General features: G+C 57.3%; 24 protein-coding genes. 7 read left to right on the top strand and 17 right to left on the bottom strand.

What is annotated here, in order from left to right; genetic code table 11:
* Positions 1-93: 93 nt before the first annotated feature.
* The 6 genes from WFM49_RS11400 to WFM49_RS11375 form a co-directional block, all read right to left on the bottom strand.
* On the bottom strand, positions 94-1095 hold the full coding sequence (locus WFM49_RS11400; RefSeq protein ID WP_009462237.1) for a cytochrome-c peroxidase: 1002 nt from the start codon (positions 1093-1095) through the stop codon (positions 94-96).
* Between the two features lie 274 nt (positions 1096-1369).
* Positions 1370-2074, bottom strand: coding sequence for an ABC transporter ATP-binding protein (locus WFM49_RS11395; RefSeq protein WP_009462239.1), 705 nt, complete (start codon positions 2072-2074; stop codon positions 1370-1372).
* Positions 2067-2888, bottom strand: coding sequence for an ABC transporter ATP-binding protein (locus WFM49_RS11390; RefSeq protein ID WP_009462241.1), 822 nt, complete (start codon positions 2886-2888; stop codon positions 2067-2069). The genes WFM49_RS11395 and WFM49_RS11390 overlap by 8 nt, the downstream gene beginning before the upstream one ends.
* Positions 2885-3847: a branched-chain amino acid ABC transporter permease gene (locus WFM49_RS11385; RefSeq protein WP_009462243.1), complete on the bottom strand. Its 963-nt coding sequence runs from the start codon at positions 3845-3847 to the stop codon at positions 2885-2887. Before WFM49_RS11385 ends, WFM49_RS11390 begins: the two co-directional genes overlap by 4 nt.
* Before the next feature lie 3 nt (positions 3848-3850).
* A complete protein-coding gene (locus tag WFM49_RS11380) occupies positions 3851-4771 on the bottom strand; it encodes a branched-chain amino acid ABC transporter permease (protein ID WP_022983237.1) in 921 nt (306 codons plus the stop codon).
* A 20-nt stretch (positions 4772-4791) separates the two neighbouring features.
* The gene (locus tag WFM49_RS11375; protein WP_009462245.1) at positions 4792-5961 is read right to left on the bottom strand and encodes an ABC transporter substrate-binding protein; all 1170 of its coding nucleotides are present in this window, start codon (positions 5959-5961) and stop codon (positions 4792-4794) included.
* Between the two features lie 325 nt (positions 5962-6286).
* On the opposite strand from WFM49_RS11375, the gene WFM49_RS11370 reads away from it, so the two are divergent.
* The 4 genes from WFM49_RS11370 (at position 6287) to WFM49_RS11355 (ending at position 9154) form a co-directional block, all read left to right on the top strand.
* A complete protein-coding gene (locus WFM49_RS11370) occupies positions 6287-6724 on the top strand; it encodes an Ivy family c-type lysozyme inhibitor (protein WP_009462247.1) in 438 nt (145 codons plus the stop codon).
* 74 nt (positions 6725-6798) lie between these two features.
* The gene (locus tag WFM49_RS11365; RefSeq protein WP_022983238.1) at positions 6799-6993 is read left to right on the top strand and encodes a heavy-metal-associated domain-containing protein; all 195 of its coding nucleotides are present in this window, start codon (positions 6799-6801) and stop codon (positions 6991-6993) included.
* Between the two features lie 229 nt (positions 6994-7222).
* The gene (ada, locus tag WFM49_RS11360) at positions 7223-8287 is read left to right on the top strand and encodes a bifunctional DNA-binding transcriptional regulator/O6-methylguanine-DNA methyltransferase Ada (RefSeq protein WP_009462251.1); all 1065 of its coding nucleotides are present in this window, start codon (positions 7223-7225) and stop codon (positions 8285-8287) included.
* Between the two features lie 117 nt (positions 8288-8404).
* The gene (locus WFM49_RS11355; RefSeq protein WP_336973273.1) at positions 8405-9154 is read left to right on the top strand and encodes an SDR family oxidoreductase; all 750 of its coding nucleotides are present in this window, start codon (positions 8405-8407) and stop codon (positions 9152-9154) included.
* Between the two features lie 11 nt (positions 9155-9165).
* Here the strand turns inward: WFM49_RS11355 and WFM49_RS11350 are convergent, their stop codons facing one another.
* The 10 genes from WFM49_RS11350 to ccmA are packed head-to-tail and all read right to left on the bottom strand — an operon-like array spanning position 9166 to position 16384.
* Complete coding sequence (locus WFM49_RS11350; protein WP_022983239.1) at positions 9166-9903, bottom strand: cytochrome c biogenesis CcdA family protein; 738 nt, start codon at positions 9901-9903, stop codon at positions 9166-9168.
* 1 nt (position 9904) lies between these two features.
* A complete protein-coding gene (gene ccmI, locus WFM49_RS11345; protein ID WP_022983240.1) occupies positions 9905-10780 on the bottom strand; it encodes a c-type cytochrome biogenesis protein CcmI in 876 nt (291 codons plus the stop codon).
* Positions 10777-11250, bottom strand: coding sequence for a cytochrome c-type biogenesis protein (locus WFM49_RS11340; RefSeq protein WP_009462259.1), 474 nt, complete (start codon positions 11248-11250; stop codon positions 10777-10779). Before WFM49_RS11340 ends, ccmI begins: the two co-directional genes overlap by 4 nt.
* Positions 11247-11777, bottom strand: a complete 531-nt coding sequence (locus WFM49_RS11335) for a DsbE family thiol:disulfide interchange protein (protein ID WP_009462261.1) — start codon at positions 11775-11777, stop codon at positions 11247-11249. The genes WFM49_RS11340 and WFM49_RS11335 overlap by 4 nt, the downstream gene beginning before the upstream one ends.
* Positions 11774-13741 carry a heme lyase CcmF/NrfE family subunit gene (locus WFM49_RS11330; RefSeq protein ID WP_022983241.1) on the bottom strand — a complete coding sequence of 656 codons (1968 nt, stop codon included), beginning with the start codon at positions 13739-13741 and terminating at the stop codon, positions 11774-11776. Before WFM49_RS11330 ends, WFM49_RS11335 begins: the two co-directional genes overlap by 4 nt.
* On the bottom strand, positions 13738-14187 hold the full coding sequence (gene ccmE, locus WFM49_RS11325) for a cytochrome c maturation protein CcmE (protein WP_022983242.1): 450 nt from the start codon (positions 14185-14187) through the stop codon (positions 13738-13740). The genes WFM49_RS11330 and ccmE overlap by 4 nt, the downstream gene beginning before the upstream one ends.
* On the bottom strand, positions 14180-14365 hold the full coding sequence (gene ccmD / locus WFM49_RS11320) for a heme exporter protein CcmD (RefSeq protein WP_009462365.1): 186 nt from the start codon (positions 14363-14365) through the stop codon (positions 14180-14182). Before ccmD ends, ccmE begins: the two co-directional genes overlap by 8 nt.
* Complete coding sequence (ccmC, locus tag WFM49_RS11315) at positions 14365-15096, bottom strand: heme ABC transporter permease CcmC (protein WP_042483075.1); 732 nt, start codon at positions 15094-15096, stop codon at positions 14365-14367. Before ccmC ends, ccmD begins: the two co-directional genes overlap by 1 nt.
* Positions 15097-15101: 5 nt before the next feature.
* Positions 15102-15770, bottom strand: coding sequence for a heme exporter protein CcmB (gene ccmB, locus WFM49_RS11310; protein ID WP_283737607.1), 669 nt, complete (start codon positions 15768-15770; stop codon positions 15102-15104).
* The gene (gene ccmA / locus WFM49_RS11305) at positions 15764-16384 is read right to left on the bottom strand and encodes a cytochrome c biogenesis heme-transporting ATPase CcmA (protein WP_063688745.1); all 621 of its coding nucleotides are present in this window, start codon (positions 16382-16384) and stop codon (positions 15764-15766) included. Before ccmA ends, ccmB begins: the two co-directional genes overlap by 7 nt.
* A 222-nt stretch (positions 16385-16606) precedes the next feature.
* Between ccmA and WFM49_RS11300 the strand changes: the two genes are divergently transcribed.
* Complete coding sequence (locus tag WFM49_RS11300; RefSeq protein WP_045930866.1) at positions 16607-17143, top strand: ureidoglycolate lyase; 537 nt, start codon at positions 16607-16609, stop codon at positions 17141-17143.
* Between the two features lie 45 nt (positions 17144-17188).
* On the opposite strand, the gene cynR is transcribed toward WFM49_RS11300, so the two are convergent.
* Positions 17189-18076 carry a transcriptional regulator CynR gene (gene cynR, locus WFM49_RS11295; protein ID WP_042483066.1) on the bottom strand — a complete coding sequence of 296 codons (888 nt, stop codon included), beginning with the start codon at positions 18074-18076 and terminating at the stop codon, positions 17189-17191.
* Positions 18077-18184: 108 nt separating this feature from the next.
* Here cynR and WFM49_RS11290 point away from each other — a divergent pair, with 108 nt between their 5' ends.
* Both WFM49_RS11290 and WFM49_RS11285 read left to right on the top strand, forming a co-directional pair.
* Complete coding sequence (locus tag WFM49_RS11290; RefSeq protein WP_042483063.1) at positions 18185-18835, top strand: carbonic anhydrase; 651 nt, start codon at positions 18185-18187, stop codon at positions 18833-18835.
* Positions 18836-19097: 262 nt separating this feature from the next.
* On the top strand, positions 19098-20897 hold the full coding sequence (locus WFM49_RS11285; RefSeq protein WP_336973262.1) for an autotransporter outer membrane beta-barrel domain-containing protein: 1800 nt from the start codon (positions 19098-19100) through the stop codon (positions 20895-20897).
* Positions 20898-20924: the final 27 nt, after the last annotated feature.

Here is a 20924-nt window from a genome sequence, read left to right as displayed (position 1 = left end):
ATACAAAAACCCAGGCCAGGAAAATAGAAAATCCAGGACCTGGGTCACTTCAAGGCGGCCTAGCTCATGAAAAGCCGCCTGAATAGCCTGCTATCAAGAACCAAATGGCACCGGACGTGGTGTGTTGTCACGCGAAGGTGGCAAGATTGGCAGCACGATTTCAGGCTGTTTGCCCGTCAGCGTTTTCAGGAACGCGACGATCTGGGCATTTTCCTCTGCAGAGAAACTGCGACCCAACTGCAGACGACCCATTGTATCCACGGCTTCAGTCAAGGTATTGACGGCACCATCGTGGAAGTAAGGGTAGGTCAGCTCGACGTTACGCAAGGTAGGAACCTTGAAGTTGAAACGGTCAGCATCCTTACCCGTCACAGCCGCACGGCCTTCAGCCGGGTTGGTGGTTTGGTACGGCTCGATCAGACCCATTTTCTGGAAGGAGGTACCGCCCAGATTAGGGCCGTTGTGGCAGGCCACGCAACCACTATTCTTGAACAGTTGATAGCCAGCCAGCTCCTGATCGGTAATGGCTTTCTTGTCACCCTTCAACCACAGGTCAAAGCGCGAATCAGGCGTCACCAAGGTTTCTTCAAAGGCGGCAATTGCGGAGGTGACTTCATCAATGCCGAAGTCGGCCTTGCCAAAGACTTGCTTGAACTCAGCCTTGTACTCGGGGATGGAGCTCAGGAACTCCATGGCCAGTTCGTGTGTGAACGCCATTTCCTTGGGGTTGGCAATCGGGCCACCGGCCTGCTCTTTCAGGTCGCTGGCACGGCCGTCCCAGAACTGGGCCACGTTCAGGCTGGAGTTCAGGACGGTAGGCGAGTTGATGGGGCCTTCCTGCCAGCGATCCCCGATGGAGGTACGGATATTGTCCGTGCCACCCATGCTCAGGTTATGACAGGAGTTACAGGAGATGAAACCAGAACGGGACAGGCGAGGTTCAAACCACAGTTTCTTGCCCAGTTCAACGCGTGCCGGATCAGTGACAACTGCGGCGGGAATCGGCTGTACAGGCTCATTTTCCTGAGCTTGCGCGGCACTGCCGAGCAGTAGACCGGCGGCCAGAGCAGAGAGAGTGAACAGGCGTAATTTCATAACAACTTCCTTATGGGATGACAGAGCTTCCTGCCAGTGAGTGGTCCGGATAGGACCCATAACCCTGCTGGCCTTATGGACATCGTAAGGAATGCCATTTCATTACACATTGATACATCGCAAGGAAATAATCTTTCCAGAGATGCTTAGGGAACTTTCAGAAGAAAGTGCAACTCCTCCGCCACAATCCCCTATAGCGCCTTGACGATAAGCATAAAAAATGCCGCCTGCAATCAAGCAGGCGGCATCTTGGGATTGTTGCAGTTTGTGTTTTTTACACGCCCAGATAGCGCGTCCACAAGGTGCGATCAGCCCCCAATGCTTCGGAGTTCCCCTGCCAGACCAATTTGCCACGTTCCAGAATAATGTGGTGATCCGACAAGGCCATCAGCCGCTCGACATATTTGTCGATCAGCAAGATGGTTTGCCCTTCTTCACGCAAGACGGCCAGACAGTTCCAGATTTCTTCACGCACCTTGGGCGCCAGTCCCTCGGAGGCTTCATCCAGAATCAGCAGCTTGGGGTTGGTGACCAGCGCACGGCCAATGGCTAGCATTTGCTGTTCACCGCCCGAGAGCTGGTTGCCCATATTGGACGCACGCTCACGCAAGCGCGGAAAAAAGTCATAGACACGCTCGGGCGTCCAGGTCTTGTTGGCTTTGGGGTTGCGGTTGCAAGCAAAGGCCGTCAAGTGCTCGGCCACGGTCAGGTTGGGAAAGCACTGACGCCCTTCGGGCACAATGGCAATCCCGGCACGGGCAATACGGTCCGGATTCCAGCCCGCAATGGACTGGCCGTCGAACTTCACATCGCCGCCGCGCACCGGCAACTGGCCCAGAATGGTTTTCAGCAAGGTGGTCTTGCCCATGCCATTACGGCCCAGCACAGTCACAACCTGCCCGCTACGAATGGACAGATCTACCCCGAACAGCACCTGGCTGGCGCCATAGCCGCTTTGTAATTGAGTCGTTTCAAGCATGGCTTTCCACCTTGGTTGGAACTGGCGTGTCGTCGTCGCCCAGATAAGCTTGACGCACAGCCTCGTTATCGCGGATTTCGGCAGCCGTGCCGGTAGCAATAATGTGCCCCGCCACCAGCACAGAAATCCGGTCAGCCAGACGGAAAACGGCTTCCATATCATGCTCGACCAGCAACATGGTGGCTTTGCCACGCATGGTTTCGATCAATTCAGTCAGGCGCAGCGTTTCGTCCGGCCCCATCCCGGCCATAGGCTCATCCAGCAGCAGAACTTGCGGACGGCTGGCCAAAGCCAGGGCGAATTCCACCTTGCGCTGCTCGCCATGCGGCAACACACCGGCCTGGGTATGCAGCAAGGACGCATCAATGGCACATTCGGCAGCCAAAGCACGGGCTTGCTCGTACAGCTCGGTTTCCGCCTGACGAGCACGCCAGAAGCGGAAGCTGCTGCCACTGCATGCCTGCAAAGCCAGCACCAGGTTATCCAGCACCGTGTAGTTCTTGAAGATGTTGGTGATCTGGAACGAACGTGCCAGACCGGCAGCCACACGCTGGTGACCCGACAAGGAAGTCACATCCCGGCCACCCAGCAAGAGCTGGCCCGAATCCGGGGTCAAGGTGCCCGACAGCAAATGAATCAGGGTCGATTTACCAGCCCCGTTCGGGCCGATCAAACCATGAATTTCACCGGGCACCAGGTCCAGGGACACATCATTGGTAGCCTGCAAAGCACCAAAGCGCTTCATCAGACCACGGGCTTGCAAAGCGGCCGAGCCGCTGCCCGCCTTGGAGGCGGTTGCTATCGTGTTCGTCATGCTTGCTCCTTGGCAGTAGTAGCGGGATCAGCGGCCGAGCGGACACGCACCAGTCCGGCCAGCCCCTTGGGTGCAAAAAACACCACCAGCAGCAACAAGATACCCAAAGGCATGTGCCAGTACTCGGTCCAGTTGCGCAGCAACTCTTCCAGCACCAACATCACGAACGCACCCAGAGCACCGCCATACAGCAAGCCAATCCCCCCCACCAGCACCATGATGATCAGGTCAGCCGACTGGGTCCAGTTCATCAGGCTGGGCGAGACAAACAGGTTGTGGTTAGCCAGCAAGGCACCGGCCAGACCCATGATGGCTCCGCTCAAGGTGTAAGCCGTCAGGCGAATGCGGTAGACGGGGTAACCCAAGGTTGTCATGCGGCTTTCGTTTTCACGCGTGCCCATCAAGGCCTGCCCGAAACGGGCTTTAACCAGACGATTGAACAGGAACAGCACCGCCACCAGAATAGCCAGAACCAGGTAGTAAAAGCTCAGCTCATTGCTCAGATCAATCCCGGGCAAGGAGGAATGGCTGTACATGTTCAGACCGTCCTCGCCACCGTACTGGCGCAAGGAAATGAACAGATAAAAGATCATCTGGGCAAACGCCAGCGTGATCATGATGAAGTACACACCACGAGTACGCAGCGACACGGCACCGGTCAGGAAAGCCAGCAAGCCGGAGATCACCATGGCGGCAGGCCAGGCAATCAGGCCACTTTGCACGCCTTCGGTAGCCAGGATACCCACGGTGTAGGCCCCTGCCCCGAAAAACGCGGCATGGCCCAGGGCCACCATCCCGCCATAACCCAGCACCAGATTCAAGGCACTGGCAGCCAGGGCATAGATGAAGATACGGCGTACAAACGAAATGTAGAACTCAAGTCCGTACATCGGTGCAATCAAGGGGAAAGCCAATAAGGCCACCAGCACCAGGGCGGAAAAAATACGCGAAGTAGACATACATTAACCTCGCGCCGGGAACAGGCCCGAAGGACGGAAAACAAGAACAACCGCCATCAGGACATAGATCGAAATGGCAGCAATCGTAGGACCGACGCTGGAAGCCACATCTGCCGGGAAAACGTTACGCAGCAACATGGGCAGGAATGCACGGCCAGCGGTATCAACCATACCCACCAGCAAGGCACCTACAAACGCGCCACGAATCGAGCCAATCCCGCCAATCACGATGCAGACCAGAACCAGGATCAGAATGTCCTCGCCCATACCGATCTGAACCGCGGTAATCGGACCCAACAAGGCACCGGCCAGCGCAGCCAGAGCGGCTCCCAGAGTGAACACACCCAGGAACAGAATAGGCACACGCACCCCCATCAGGGTGGCCATTTGTCGATTGGAGGCTCCTGCACGCACCAGCACCCCAGCCCGTGTTTTGGTCACGAAGGCATACAGGGCCAGCGCCATCACCAGACCGACCGCAATAATCATCAGACGGAAGGCGGGATAGAGAAAGTCAGGCAAGAGTTCTACCGGCCCGGACAACAAGGCAGGCATATTCAACATAACGGGGGTTGGGCCCCAAATCATTTTGACCACATCATTGGCGATCAAAATAACGGCATAGGTTCCCAGTACCTGAGCCAGGTGATCACGAGTGACCAGCTTGCGCAGAATGAGAATTTCCAAGGCAATACCGACCAGGGCTGTCACCGCCACCGCCACCACAATGGCGGCGGTAAAAGACCCTGTACGCTGCATGGTTTCCGCGGCCACATAGGCTCCCGCCATATAGAGGGAGCCGTGGGCCAGGTTCATGATATCCATAATGCCGAAGACCAACGTCAGGCCCGCGGCAATCAGAAACAACATCAAACCAAACTGCAAACCATTCAGCAATTGCTCGCTAATCAGAATGAGCGACATGCTTTTACCACCTGTGAATCTTAATTAAGTTTGCATTCTTTGGCGTAGACGTCCTGGTAGGAGTCAAACACCTTGCTGACCATACGGTTCACAAGACGTCCGTCCTGATCCTTGACCACTTCACGCAAGTAATAAGCCTGCACGGGGAAGTTGTTGTTGCCGTAGGTAAATGGGCCGCGAACCGAGTTGTAGTCGGCGGCTTTCAGTGCCTTGAGCACCGCTTCGCGGTCGGATACCTTGCCATCAACCTGTTTGACGGCGGCGTCAATAGCCAGAATCACGTCATAGGCCTGAGCAGCGTAAACCGATGGATAGCGGCCGTCGTAGGCTTTGCGGAACTCTTCCACAAAGGTCTTGTTGGCAGGAACATCCAGGTCAGGCGACCACTGAGCCGTGTTCAACATGCCCAGGATAGGCTCGCCCACGGCGGGGATGATGTCCTCGTCACCCGAGAAGGCTGGGCCCAGCAACACCACATCTTTATTCAGGCCAGCGGCCACGAACTGTTTGATGAAGTTGATGCCCATGGCACCGGGCAGGAAGAAGAACACGGCCTGGGGCTTGGCCGCACGGATCTGTGCCAGTTCAGCCGAGTAGTCAATCTGGCCCAGCTTGGTGTAGAGCTCGTCGTTGACGGGTTTGCCGTAACCACGCTTGAAGCCGTTCAGGTGATCCTTGCCGGCCGGATAGTCAGGGGCAATGATGAACATTTTTTCGTAGTTGCGATCCGCAGCCACTTTACCGGCGGCCTCGTCAAAGGCGTCGTTCTGGTAGGACACACCAAAGAAGTACGGATTACAACCGGCACCGGCCAGTTGGCTGGGGCCCGGGTTGCTGGTCAGGTAAGGCACTTTGGCCGAGAACAGGGCGGGAGCCACTGCCAGTGCCACGTTGGAACCCACGGGGCCGGTAAAGAAGTCGATCTTGTCGCGCTGCACGAAGCGATTGACCAATTGGCGGGCCTGGTCGGGGTTACCGGCCATATCCTGTTGAATGAACTCGGCCGGGAAACCGCCCAGCTTGCCGTCCAGTTGTTTGATGGCCAGATTAAAGCCATCACGAACTTCACCACCAACGGCAGCGAACGGACCGGATGTGTCCATTGCCATCCCCACTTTGATGGTATCGGCATGAGCCAAAGAACCGCCAAAAGCCGCCGCCAGAGCTACGGTCAATGCAATACGTTTCATGTTATCTCCTTGCGCCACCGCGCTTATAGGCTGTCTTTAAATAAGATGCACAGCAGATCGAACTACAAATTCAACTATGCCAACCATTCATTTATAAATAGTTTAGTTATGAAACAATTTTGCTGGCAAGCTGTGGTTTTTACCTACACCCCTCAAATGCCCTGGTAATTCGACAGGAAACAAAGCCCCGTGCCAATCCCATGGACGGATAAGCACTATAACGACTGTAGGGATAGCCGTTTATGCAGGTTTTCCTTGATTTTGTTAACAATCCCGCACTAAGCGCGCTGCTAAACTGAAGGCTCGCCTCATTATTGGAGATCCCATGCGTATTTCCCATTCTCTGTGCCGCCTTGTCCTTGGCAGCGCCCTGCTCGCCCCTTTCCTGAGCAATGCACAGTCCTCGGAATCCGTTTATCTGGCTGACCTGGCCAAGTCCAACAAGCAAGTGGCCCAGCAGTATCAGAGCCTGATGCAGGACGTCGCCAAAAACGCCAGCTGGGTTAAAGATTTCGGTACGGCTTCGCCGGGCGAAACCGTTTCTCTGGATGGCCGCGACTACCAGGTTTTCCAGGGCTGCAAACCCCATGACTGCACCAGCTCCAGCTACGTAGTGCTACTGGACACTCAAAAGCAGACCATCTCCTACGGTGCTTTTGTGGAAAACAAGGAATCAGGCCCAGGTTTGGCCAGCAGCCAGATTCAATGGCTGGGCAATCCCGAGTTTGATCAGATCCGCCTGATGTCACCGGCCCTGTTTTAAAAAAAACAGCACTTGACCTTGCCCCCGTGGCAAGCCTTAAGCTGACTCCATTGTTTTTATCAAAGGAGTCAGCTATGTCCACCTTCTCCGTACCCGACATGACCTGCGGCCACTGTGTACGCAGCATCACTGAAGCCATTCAGGCTGTCGCCCCTCAAGCCACCGTCAGCACGGATCTGGAAAAACACCAGGTTACCGTTCAAGGTCTGGATGGCGCACAAGCCCTGAAAGTGATTGAAGAAGCGGGTTACACCCCCAGCGCCCTGTAAGCACGACGCGCCTTTCACGGTGCCAGCGCTTCAGAGCCAATAAAAAGGCCGGTTGATACCGGCCTTTTTTCATACTGCTTCGTTTAGCACGCACATACCGTCAACAACTGACAGGCTCTTGTGTGGTGTCAGCCGGGTCTGTCAATATTGACCGCAAGAATCGGAGTGCTTGCGATGAAAGACCCGCGTATTCTGGCTTCGTAATTGATGATGTCAGGATCCCTGCCCTATGACTACGAACCCTGCTTACAAAACCGACGATCAGCGCTGGGCGGCTGTGCAGGCACGAGACCCCGCTGCCGATGGCCAGTTCGTCTATGCGGTGCGTACCACAGGCGTGTACTGCCAACCCAGCTCAACAACACGCTTGCCCAAGCGCGAGAATGTCGAATTTTTCGATTCGCCCCAGAACGCTGAAGCAGCAGGCTATCGTTATAGCCGTAGGGCCCATGGCTCTCAAACCAGCGCCGCAGCCGAACGGGCCGCCATCGTGGCTCGTGCCTGCCGCCTGATCGAAACCTCGGAGACGCCGCCATCGCTGGACACGCTGGCAGCCGCGGTGGGCAAAAGCCCCTTCCATTTTCATCGGCTGTTCAAAGCCGAAACAGGTCTGACGCCCAAGGCATACAGCTCGGCCTATCGTGCTCGCAGACTGCGCGAGGAACTGAGCAGTCCGGATACGACCATCACCAATGCGATCTACGACAGCGGATTCAACTCCAACAGCCGATTCTACGAAGCCTCTGAACAGCTGTTAGGCATGCGTGCACGGGACTACCGGGCTGGAGGGGCCGGTGCTGTCATCCGTTTCGCTGTAGGTCAGTGCTCTCTAGGAGCGATTCTGGTAGCCCAAAGCCAACGCGGCATCTGCGCCATCTTGCTGGGCGACGATCCCGATCAACTGGTTCGTGACCTGCAAGATCAGTTTCCCAAAGCCGAAATCATCGGCTGCGACGGCGAGTTCGAGCAATTGATCGCTCAAGTCGTGGGCTTCATCGAAACGCCCTCTATTGGCTTGCACCTGCCACTGGATGTACAAGGAACGGCCTTCCAGGAACGAGTCTGGCGCGCGCTCTGTGAGATCCCGCCAGGCGTCACCGTCAGCTACACCGACATCGCCGAACGCATAGGCTCGCCCAAAGCTGTGCGTGCCGTGGCCCAGGCTTGCGCCAACAACCACATTGCCGTGGCCATCCCATGCCACCGCGTCGTACGACGCGATGGCGATCTGGCCGGTTACCGCTGGGGGATAGACCGAAAACGTGAACTGCTACGCCGCGAAGTACAAGACTGATAGTCGGCTGCCTGCCCCATCATCAAGAACGAGTTTTGAAGGCAAGAAACGGAGTTCCCCGTCAGGCCAGGACACATACGATGTGAGCTCCCAATAGAAATACAGGAGATTTCACTCATGGCTTTGCTTGATGGAAAGGTTGCCCTTGTTACCGGCGCATCCTCTGGTATTGGACGCGCCATCGCATTGAAGTTTGCTGAGCAGGGAGCGGCACTTGTTCTTACGGCAAGGCGTAGCGCATTGCTTGATGCCGTCGCCAAGGAGATCCGGCAGTCTGGCGGCCGTGCCGAGTTTGTGACGGGGGACATTACGCAGGCTGAAACCCATGAGCAACTGATCGAAGCCGCGAACAGCAGATTCGGTGGGCTGGATATTGCGATCAATAACGCCGGTATTGTCGGTGCCCTCAAGCCGCTGGCCGAGATGTCACTGGAAGAATGGCAAACAACACTGGATACCAATCTTGAGGCAGCCTTTCTGGGTGCCCGTAGCCAGATTCCAGCCATGCTCCATCGCGGTGGCGGTTCGATTGTTTTCACCTCGAGCTTTGTGGGCACCAGTGTCGGCCTACCCGGGATGAGCGCTTATGGTGCCGCCAAAGCGGCACTCATGGGACTGGTCAAAGGCATCACTGCAGACTATGCGGCGCAAGGAATACGAGCTAACGCTCTATTGCCTGGCGGAACTGACACAGACATTGCCGGGGATCAGAGCACCAAGGATTGGGCGGCGGGGCTGCACGCCATGAAGCGAATCGCCCAACCTGAAGAAATTGCGTCCGCAGCGCTCTTTCTGGCCAGCTCCATGTCCAGTTTTGTGACCGGATCAGCCCTGTTCGCCGATGGCGGCAATGCTGCCGTGAAGTGATAGACGACGGTTCAGCCCAGTTGTCCTAACACCGGGAATGTCTTGAGCACCCAGATCGCAAACCGCGCCAGCTCGCCGGTTGCCATGGCCCAACCCATCACAATCAGCACCAGACCCGCCCCCCAGCGCACATAGCGCCCGATCTTCCTGATCTGGGTCATGCGCTGCAAGAAGGGGGTCAGGAAGCAGGCGGCCAGGATGAAAGGTACGCCCAGACCCAAAGCGTAGACGGACAACAGGATACTGGCCTTGCCCGCACTGGCCGTGCTGGCTCCCATCATCAAAATGCCCGCCAGAATCGGGCCGATGCAGGGAGTCCAGCCAAAGCCGAACGCCAGCCCCATTACCGTTGCCCCGCCAGGGCCTGCCGCTTTGCCGGATTCAAAGCGATAGTAGCGTTGCAGGCTCATGGGCATGCGCAGCACCCCCATCACACTCAAGCCCGCCAAAGCCACCATGACACCTGCCGCCACATTCAACTCATAGCGATAGGCCATCAACAGCTGACCAAGGTAAGAGAGGCTGGCTCCCAAGGCGATAAAAACCAGCGAAAAGCCAGCCACAAAGCAAACGCTGCGGCCCAGTAGCTGGCTGCGCTTGACCTGCGTATACACCTGCCCGTCCCCGGCCAGATAAGACAGATAGCCGGGAACCAAGGGCAAGACGCAGGGGGAGAGAAACGAAGCCATCCCCGCCAGAAACGCCGTTATCAGGGCGATCAGGCCCAAATCCAAAGACACTATTTCCATATCAAGGGGCCGTGGCAGGTTCCGCTGCAGGGGCGGCCGGCATACGCATACGTTCGCGCGCCAGTTGCAAGCCCTGGTTCACGACCTTGGCGGTTTCCGAATCGGGTGGAAACTGCGCCAGCAAACGCTGCCAGTAGTCGATCGCAGCCGGATACTCCTCTTTATGCAAAGCGGCAGCGCCGGCCAGCATCAAGCCCAATGGCTCTTCGGGATACAGCTCCAGCGATCGCTTGACCAAACGACCCGGCAAACCGTCCAAGGTATCGACACCGGCCAGCAGCATGGATTCAGCATATTCAGCCAATGCCGTCGGGTCTCCATCCACCACGGCCATGGCCTTGGCATACGCCTGTGTCGCTTCCTGATGGCGGCCGTAATAGCGATGCGAACGGGCCATCATCAACCAGGCGCCCGGATCGTCCGGGTTTTCTTTCAGACGCTGCTCCAGACGGGCCACCATGGCCTCAATATCCACGGGCTGTGCGTTGGCTTGCTGCTGCACGGCGGCAGGATCGAGCATGGCCGGATTGCCCAGATAAAAGTACAAGGCGATAGCCGCGACCGGAATGCTGACCATCAAGGTCCAGGCCAGCTTCGGTGCGCCTGCTTGCTGCACAGATTCCGTTTTCAGCCCTTCGTTTTCTTCCAGCACACGCTGGCGCAAATCCATCTGCGCCTGTTCAAAGTCCTGGGCAGACAAGACACCGGCCTGCTTGTCCCGTTCGATTTCCTTGAGCTGCTCACGCAAAATCGCCAGATTGGCCTGCTTGTGTTCAACCACACGCTGCACGGCGGGCTTGCGCTTGACGCTCAACATCAAATACACCGCGCACAGCAGCACCAGTAGCGCGGCCACAATATAAAAAACAATAGTCACGATTGTTCATCCCGAGAAGAGCCCTGCAAGAGAGCATCGGCTTGACGACGTTGTTCCTCGGTCAAGGCCGTGTCATCACCCGCGCGGCGTCGACGGCGCAGCGTAAAGGCATAGACCAGAAAGCCAGTCAGCAATAACAGAGCTGGCCCGAACCAGAGCAGCAAGGTGGTGGATTTAAAGGGCGGGCGATACAAAATGAAGTCGCCATAGCGATCCACCATATACGTGCGAATCTGATCGGGGCTGCGCCCCTGCCCCAACTGCTCCATGATCTGCTGACGCAAGTCCACCGCCAGCTCGGCACGCGATGCCGCAATGGATTCGTTCTGGCACACCAGACAACGCAGCTCGGCCGCAATTTCCAGCATCACCGATTCCTGGGCGCCCTGTTCCCCCGACTGGGCCTGCGCCGCCGGCACCAGAAACCACACACTGGCCATCAAGGCCACCATCCATTGACGCATCATCATGGCTGCTGCTCCAAACGACGGATCAAAGGCAACAAGGTTTCCTCCATGGATTCACGCGACACGGGGCCTATGTGCTTGAAGCGCACAATGCCCTGCTTGTCGATCACAAAGGTTTCCGGCACACCGTACACACCGAAATCAATGCCCACACGACCGTCCCTGTCCATGACAGAGACTTCATAAGAATTGCCATTGCGTAGCAGCCACTCGCGGCTTTCTTCAGGTACGTCCTTGTAGTTCAAGCCCACAATCGGCACCTTGTGCTTGGTGGACAGCTCTTTGATGAAAGCATGTTCGGTCAGGCACGGGTAGCACCACGAGGCCCACACGTTCAGCAACCAGACGCGTCCCTTCATTTGCTCACCCGAAAAACTGGCTTCGGGATTGTGCAATTGAGGCAGGCTGAACGCCGGAGCCGGTTTATCGACCAAGGGCGAAGGCACTTCGCTGGGCTTCAAGGTCAAACCAATGCCCAGAAATACCAGCAACAGTACAAAACCGATCAAGGGAACAGTAAAACGGTTCATGCCTGCACCTGCGTATTCATGGCTTTGTTTTGCACAGCGGCACGGGTTTGCTTGGCGCGATAACGTCGATCACTGATTGCCAGCGCACCGCCCAAGGCCATCAGCAAACAACCCAGCCAGATAAAGTCCACCAGAGGCTTGTAGTACAGACGAACACTCCAACCGCCCTGATCAAAGTTGTCGCCCAGCGCCACGTAAATATGACGCAAACCATTGGCGTTAATGGCCGATTCCGTCATGGGCAAGGCCGAGGACAGATAGGTGCGCTTTTCCGGATACAAGGTGGACACCACCTTGCCATCCTGCAGCAGTTCTACCGTGCCGCGTTCGGCCGAATAGTTCGGGCCCGGCACAATACGCACGCCCTGGAAGCGCGCGTCATACGCGCCCACCTGCGCCGTCTGACCGGGTTGCAACAAGACATCGGTTTCTGTCTCGTAGTGGCTGACCATGGTCACCCCCAGGACAAAGACAGCGACCCCGATGTGGGCCAGGTGCTGACCCAGCCAACTGCGTGGTTGCGAGAACACGCCGGAACGCGTGGCGCGCACACGCTTGACCACATCAAACAAGCTGCCCAAAACAATCCATATGGCCAGACCCGCGCCCAAGGCGGCGGTGCCCTGCCACTGGCCGTACAACAAAGGAATGGCTGCACCCAGCACGATACTGAACACGATCACCAGGGCCAGTTGGCGCACCATATCCATCATGCTGGCACGCTTCCAATTCGCCATGACGCCAAACACGATCAGAACCAGAGCCGGGATCATCAAAGGCACAAACACCTTGTTGAAATAAGGTGGCCCCACGGAGATTTTGCCCAGGCCCAGCGTATCCATAATCAGGGGATACAAGGTGCCCAACAGCACCGTGCCCGTCACCACTACCAGCAAAACGTTGTTGACCAGCAGCAAGGACTCACGCGACACCACGGCAAACTGCCCACCTGCTCCGACACGCGGTGCGCGCCAGGCAAACAGGATCAGGGAGCTGCCCACAATGACGGCGAACAGACTCAGAATGAACACACCTCGGGCCGGATCTGTAGCAAACGCGTGTACTGAGGTCAGCACGCCGGAGCGCACCAGGAAAGCGCCCAAAATGGACAGCGAGAAGGTGCTGATTGCCAGCAACACGGTCCAGTTCTTGAAGCTGCCACGTTTCTCCGTGACCGCCAGCGAGTGAATCAGGGCGGTCCCCGCCAACCACGGCACAAAGGAGGAGTTCTCTACCGGGTCCCAGAACCACCAGCCGCCCCAACCCAGCTCGTAGTAGGCCCACCAGCTACCTACGGCAATACCCAAGGTCAGAAACAGCCAGGCCGAGGTTGTCCAGGGACGCGACCAACGCGCCCAACTGGCGTCCAGACGGCCTGCCAGCAAAGCGGCAATCGCAAAAGCAAAGGCCACCGAAAAGCCCACATAGCCCATATACAGCAAGGGAGGGTGAACAATCAGGCCAATATCCTGCAAGAGCGTATTCAGATCCAGACCTTCAGCCGGAACCGGGAACATGCGCTCAAAGGGGTTGGAGCTAATCAGGACAAACAGCAGAAAACCGGCGGTAATCAGACCCAAGACGCCCAGCACACGGGCCAGCATGGCTTCCGGCAAGGAACGCGAATAAATGCTGACAGCAAAGGCCCAACCCGTTTGCATGAACATCCACAGCAGCAGCGAGCCCTCATGCCCGCCCCACACAGCAGCAATGCGGTAGAACAAAGGCAGTTTGGTGCTGGAGTTCTGCGCCACATAGGCGACAGAGAAATCAAAGCTCACAAAGGACCAGGCCAGACACAGCAAACTGAAGGCCACCAAACCGAATTGCCAGCGGGCTGCGGGACGTGCAAAAGCCATCCAGGCCAAATTGCCACGCCAGGCACCATACAAGGACACAATGCCTTGGGCCAGCGCCAGTACAAAAGTCAGAATCAGGGCAAAGTGTCCAAGCTCCGGGATCATGGCTGGGCTCCTTGTTTCGCGCGCTCGGCCTGCTCCATGGCATGCATGGCCTCGGGCGGCATGTAGTTTTCATCGTGCTTGGCCAGCACTTCTTCCGCCACAAAATGGCCCTGCTCGTTCAAGCGACCTTGGGCCACCACGCCTTTCCCCTCTTGAAACAGGTCCGGCAAAATTCCCGTATAGCTGACAGGCACCTGGGCCGCGCCGTCTGTCACCACAAAGTTCACGGCCATGCCTTGGGCGCCACCACGGCGGATGCTGTCCATCTGCACAATGCCACCCACCCGGAAGGTCCGGTTTTCAGGGCTTTGCCCCTGGCTGACTTCAGTAGGGGTAAAAAAGAACACCAGGCTGCTTTGGAAGGCATTGAGGATCAGGGCGGTTGCCGCCCCCAGCACGATCAATGCGCCCAGAATCAGGACCAGACGATTTTGTCGCTTAGTCATGGCGCTGGCCCCCCAGGGCGCGCTCGTCACGTACCCGCTGCCAGGCCCGTGCCCGCCCTGCCCGGACGCTGAGCACTTCACCCAGCATCAACACGGTACAGGCCAGCACCGAGCCCCACACATACACGGCATAGCCGCCCATAGCGAAAAAATCGCCCACACTCGACCAATGCATCATCAGCCCTCCGTCAAGTTGCGAACCCAGGCGGTATGCGCCTCACGTTCAAGAATCAAATTGCGCACCCGGTACAGTGCGATGGCAATGCTGTAGCACCACATGGCCAGACTCATCAGCAACATGCCCGTCAGCATGACGGTGGCCATGGATGGCGAGCTGGTCAGCGATACCGAAGCCCCCTGATGCAAGGTGTTCCACCACTGCACCGAGAAATAGATAACGGGCACATTCACCACCCCGACCAGGGCCAGGATGGAAGCGGCTTTGTCAGCGCGACGTGGGTCGTCAATGGCACCACGCAAGCCCATGAAACCCATGTACAAAAACAGCAGCAGCAATTCGGAAGTCAGACGGGCATCCCAGACCCACCAGGCGCCCCACATGGGTTTGCCCCACAAAGCCCCCGTGACTAAAGACAAGACCGTACAGATGGCTCCAGTCGGTGCCAGCGCGGCCGCCATCATGGCCGCCGTGCGGCTATTGAAAACCAGGCAGATCAAAGACCAGAAGCCCATGGCCAGATAGATCAGCATGGACATCCAGGAAACCGGCACATGCAGAAAAATAATGCGGTAGCCCTCACCTTGCTGGAAATCAGTTGGAGCCAGGAAAAAGCCCACATACGCCCCAACTACGAACAGCAGCAGAGCCAGAGCGGATGCCCAAGGCACAATGCGTCCGGCCAGGAAGTAAAAATTCTGCGGGGCAGCGTAGCGATACAAAAAGTTCATGGAATTTACTCAAGAGCAAGGCGCAGCGCCGCTGCCGTAGCAGGTGGCGCGAAGAACAAAGCCAACAGTAAAAAAGCGGCCAGAACGGACAGATGCGCTTGCGCACCCAATCCGGCCTGAACCGCTTGCACCGCCCCCGCCCCGAAGACCAGCACGGGAACGTAAAAGGGCAAAATCAATAAAGCCAGCAAGACCCCGGCTGAGCGCAGACCCAGTACCAAGGCCGCACCAATCGCCCCCAGCAAGGTCAGAACGGGCAGGCCCAGCGCCAGAGACAGCATCAGCACGCCCAGGCTGGACGTAGGCAGACTGAATTGCAGCCCCAGAATCGGCGCCAGCAACAGCAAAGGCACCCCTGTCAAAAAGGTATGCGCCAACACCTTGCCCAAGACCCAAAGGCTGAGCGGCAAGTGCGAAAACAGCACCTGTTCCAACGCGCCGTCCTGCTCGTCCTGCTCAAACAGCCGGCTTAACGACAGCATGGTGGCCAGCAAGGCCGACACCCACAGCACACCGGGGGCCATCTTGGACAGCAAGGCCGCATCCGCCCCCACGCCCAAGGGGAACAGGCTGCACACCACCAGGAAGAAAACCAGAGGAATCAGAACATCGCCGGGGCGACGCATCGCCAGGCGCCACTCGCGCTTCATCAAGGCTAAAAAGAGGCTCAACATGCCTGCCCCAGATCCAGATGCTGCACCTCCAAATCCCAGGGCAAGGTCTGGTGGCTGGTCAGAATGACAGCGCCCTGCTTATGCAGATGCTGCGCAATCAGCTCGCCGAGAAACTTCTGACCGGCGCTATCCAGCGCAGTCAGCTGCTCGTCCAGAATCCACAAGGGGCGATTGCTCAGGGACAGGCGCACCAGAAACACGCGGCGACGTTGTCCGGCTGACAGTTGCCGTACAGGCACACGACGGTAAGCCAGCAAACCGCCAGCCAGCAACGCCTGGTCACAGGCCTCCCGTTCCAGCGGCACACGATCCTGCATGAGCAGGCTGTCCAGATTCTCTTGCACCGACAAGCTGCCATTAAGCCCCGGCGCATGCCCGCCATACACCAGCTGTCGGCGGTAATCGCTATCGTTGCTTTGCACGGGGCGGTCGCGCCAGATCAACTGACCTTCATCAGCCTGGGCGATATTGGCCAGGATGCGCAGCAAGCTGGTTTTACCGCTGCCATTGGGCCCACTGACCAAACAGCATTGGCCAGCTTCAAGCCTTAGGCTCAGCTCGGAGAACACACGACGCTGGCCCCGTCTACAGGTCAGCGAAACAGCTTGAAGCACAGCAACCCCTTGTCAAGAAAGCAAACAGAGCGAAGCCGCCCATGAAAAAAGGCGGCTTGCTTAGCTCGCTAAGTAAAGACGAGCCCTCTTCAAGACAGGGGATGTTTTACTTAGTTCCACAATACCCACGAGAAACTCAAGCTTATTGATCTAGGCCAATCCCGGTTCGAGGCTGCATTCTTGATAAGATGCTGCCTTAGTACTTTCTTTGAGCAATAAACCATGAGCACCCCAATCACCCTGACTCCCCAGCCCCTGAGCCCCGAGGCTTTCGCCCCTTATGGCTGGATGTTGGGTAAAGGTTTGGCCACGGCGCCTGCGACGGCAGCCTTCAGCAATGCCGCTACCGATTTCTGGCATGAACATGCGTTTGACACAGGTCCAAGCGGTCAGACCGAAGTGTTGTGGGTGAATTACCGGATTCAGGATCCCAACATCACGACGCTGGAAAACCACCTGCTGACACAACAGGCACTGATCCCGCTGACCGGTGAAGTGATCCATATCGTGGCCGAGAGCAAGCCTGAAGGCGGCCCGAACTTGTCCACCCTGAAAGCCTTCCGCATCCCTCAAGGGCAAGGTGTATGCATGCGTCCCGGTTGCTGGCATAGCAGCCGTGTTGCCGGTGGTGAAGTGGCCTGTTTGATGTTGACGCGTATCTCTACCACGGTAGATCTGGTCGCCCACTTGAACGAGGGCAAACCCGCTGTGGAAAGCGAATTGCGTCCTCTGGAGCAAAGTGTGGTGGTGGCGCTGTAAAGTGCCCGCAGCAGAACGTGACTACCGCTCTGCCGGACACCCGTATTAAAACGTCGATGCCGCGCCGTATTTCAGCGCCAGCTCAATAAAGGCGCGCATCGCTGCAGATTGATATGCACCTTTGCGCTGCATCAGAATGGCCCGCCGTTGCGGCGGTGCCGGGTCCAGACTCACCGCTACCAAATACTCGCTATTGCTGGCAATGGCAGCAGGCAACAAGGTCGCCAGACCTGTGCGCCGCACCACCTCAATGACCGCATTGAGCGAGTTGGACTCCATCGATACCTTCAAGTCCAGATCATGCTGACGACAATGACGTTCGATCTGTCCGCGCGTGGCGAACTCGGGGGTCAGCAAGACCAGAGATTCACGCGTCAAGGTATCCCTATCAATGCTGCGCCGCTCGGCCAAGGGGTGCGTACGGCTCATCACCAAGGCCAGCGTCTCCACCAATAAAGGCTGGAACTCCACTGCAGCCGAGGTAGGCTTTTCAAACGCAATACCAATATCCAGCTCGTCCTCGACCAGCTGCGTTTCCACGCGCTCCTGCAACATTTCCTGAATCACCAGACGCACATTGGGATAGCGCCGGTAGAAGGCCTCCACCAAAGGGCCAATCAGGTAGGACGTAAAGGTCGGTGCCACCGCCACCCGCAAGGAGCCTCGACTCAGATCACTGACGTCGTGCAAGGCTCGCCGCCCTTCCTCCAGATCCTGCAAGGCTTGCCGGGCATAACGCAGATAGACCTCACCGGCATCGGTCAAACGCACCAGACGCCCGGTGCGGTCAAACAATTGCGCGCCTAAATGTTCCTCCAGCTGACGCACCTGTTGCGACAGGGCCGGCTGAGACACGTGCAAGGCACGCGCGGCGCGGGTAAAGCTTTGATACTGGGCAACCGCCAGAAAGTAATTAAGATGGCGCAAGAGCATAAGGGGCCTTTGTATAAGCAAAGCCAATGAAAAGCATCAGAAATCGGTATTTTACCTTATGACCTTGAAGAGTTAATCTTCTATCCAAGCCGAACTACAAGGACAAGGATGAAAGACATTATCGACGGTTTCCTGAAATTTCAACGGGAAGCCTACCCCAAGCGCGCCAAGCTCTTCAAAAATCTGGCTACACAACAAAACCCCCGCGCTTTGTTTATCTCTTGCTCCGATAGCCGTCTGGTCCCAGAGCTGGTGACACAACGTGAACCCGGCGATCTGTTCGTGATTCGTAACGCTGGCAACATCGTCCCGTCCTACGGTCCAGAACCCGGTGGAGTGACCGCCTCCGTGGAATACGCCGTGTCCGCCCTGCGTGTATCCGATGTCGTGATCTGCGGCCACTCCGACTGTGGCGCCATGACCGCCATTGCCTCCTGTCAGTGCCTGGATCACATGCCTGCTGTGGAGCACTGGCTGCGTTATGCCGACTCGGCACGTCTGGTCAATGAAGCCCGCACGCACGCCAGCGAGCAAGATCGCATTGCTTCCATGGTGCGGGAAAACGTGGTTGCCCAACTGGCCAATATCCAGACCCACCCTTCCGTGCGCCTGGCCATGTCCGAAGGCCGCTTGACGCTGCATGGTTGGGTCTACGACATTGAGTCTGGCACCATCGACGCCTATGACGGTGGCAGCATGAAATTTGTGCCCCTGGCCGACAACCCCAATGTCTGTGTCGCCCCCCTGGTCCGCGGCTAAGCCCAATCAAGATTGAACCAAAACGCCATGCAACAGCATGGCGTTTTTTTATTGCCCATTGCCCGCGTTTATCCTGACCGCACAATCCTGTGCCTGTCTGTGTCAGAAATAAACGCCTCCTGACTATGATGGTCCTGATCCGATGATCTTTTCATCCACCTGTTCCATCCGAGATGCTGATTGACCTTGAACGCCACGACACAAAAAGCAAAGGGCTGTTCAAAAGGTGCTGCTTGGGGAACGCCTTTTTAATGACTGCGCAATGAAAAAAACATGTCTTGCCTTGGCCTTGATGACCCTGCATGCAGGGACACAGGCCCAAGCGTTCTCCAATACCTATTTCATCGGCGACAGCCTGACTGACAGTGGACAGTTCGGCTCGCGCTTTACCACCAATCCTGGCCAGGTCTGGTCCCAGGTACTGGCTCAAAAGCTGGGAACCGACGCCTCACCTAGCAGCCAGGGCGGCAGCAACTATGCTGTCGGTGGTGCTCGCGTGGCCGTCGATGAGCTGCTGGACCCCAGCAACCCTCCCGGCCCCACCAATCCACCTTTGCCCGCCATGACAACCCAGACCAACCAACTGCTGGCCATGAGCAACGGGCGTTTGGACGGGCAGGCCCTGTACACCGTCTGGGGTGGCGCGAATGACTTGTTTGCCGCCGTAAAAGATCCGTTCAATATGTCTCAGATCGTGGCTGATTCCGTCGGCAATCAAGCTGCCCTTGTCAACGCGCTATCGCAGGCAGGCGCGCGCTATATTCTGGTCCCCAACATCCCTGACCTGGGCATGACTCCGGAGTTCTCCGGCTCACCGATCAGTGCAGGTATCGCCACCTTGCTCAGTGACAGCTACAACCAGGCTTTCACCCAGCAACTGGCAACAAGCTCAGCCAACATCATTCCTTTGAATGTCTCGGCGCTCTTGCATGAAGTGGCCGCAGATCCCCAAGCCTATGGCTTTAGCAACGTCAATACTGCCGCCTGCGGCAGTGTTTCCTCCCGCCTGTGCACCCCCGCCGATCTGGTCGCAGCCGGAGCAGATCAACACTATCTGTTTGCCGACGGCGTACACCCCAGTTCAGGCGGCCATAGCACGATTGCTGACTATGCCCATGCTGTCCTGAGCGCTCCCAGTCAGGTAGCCGTACTGGCCTCCTCCGCCAATACCGCCGGGCAGATGCAAATGCAGCATATTGATCGTCGCCTGCACACTGTCAGCTCGTCCGGGAACCCAGGTTTGTCCGTCTGGTTCCAGGGGGAAGCCATCAGCCGCAATGGCAGCAGCTCGAACTCCCGTCTGGACGGTACCCAGGCGGGATGGAAGCTCGGTGTGGACAAGCGCATGAACGACTGGACGGCAGGTGCTTACCTGTCCTACGAGGACCTGGATGGCAAAACCGCCAACAACGGCAGTTACAGCCAAAAACGTCAGTCAGCCGGCCTGTACGGACGTTGGCAAGCCAGCAATCTATGGTTCAACGCCCAGCTGTTCTACAGCGATCTGGACAATAAAACCCGCCGCCACCTGCGTCTTGGTGCCGCCACCCGCGAGCACCAGGCCAAAGCGGGCGGCAGCCAATACGGTGGCAAGATAAGTACAGGCTACGACTGGCAGGTCGGTACTGTCACCCATGGTCCGCTGTTGAGCTTGAGTCTGCAGAAAGCCAAGATCAAATCCCTGTCCGAGGACGGGCAGGGTCTGTCCACCTCCATGGGCTTCGACGCCCAGGACCAGACCTCTGTACAAAGTGGCCTGGGCTATCAAATCAATGTGGCGCTCAGCAATCAATGGGCTGTGTATGCCTCTGCAGAGTGGCTGCACGAGTTCAAGAAACCTGCAAAGCAACTGGGCGCGCACCTGCAGGATGGCGTCTACAACAATCGCCAGTTTTATCTGCCTACAGACCAAAAGCGAGTGCGTGACACAGGTCTGCTGGAATTGGGAACCGTGGGCCAGTTAAGCAATAACTGGACGCTGGGGGCCGGTATCAGCGCCCAAGTAGGCAAAGGCACCAACGCACAAACGGCCGTGCATCTGAATACGGCTTACCGCTTCTAAGCCTGCTTGCAGTAAAACCCAATGCGG

It is taken from the genome of Alcaligenes sp. PF14, assembly GCF_037150615.1.
Classification (GTDB): Bacteria; Pseudomonadota; Gammaproteobacteria; order Burkholderiales; family Burkholderiaceae_B; genus Alcaligenes; species Alcaligenes phenolicus.
The sequence above is the reverse complement of the archived record's forward strand: the minus strand, read 5'-3'. Positions and strand labels throughout refer to the sequence as shown.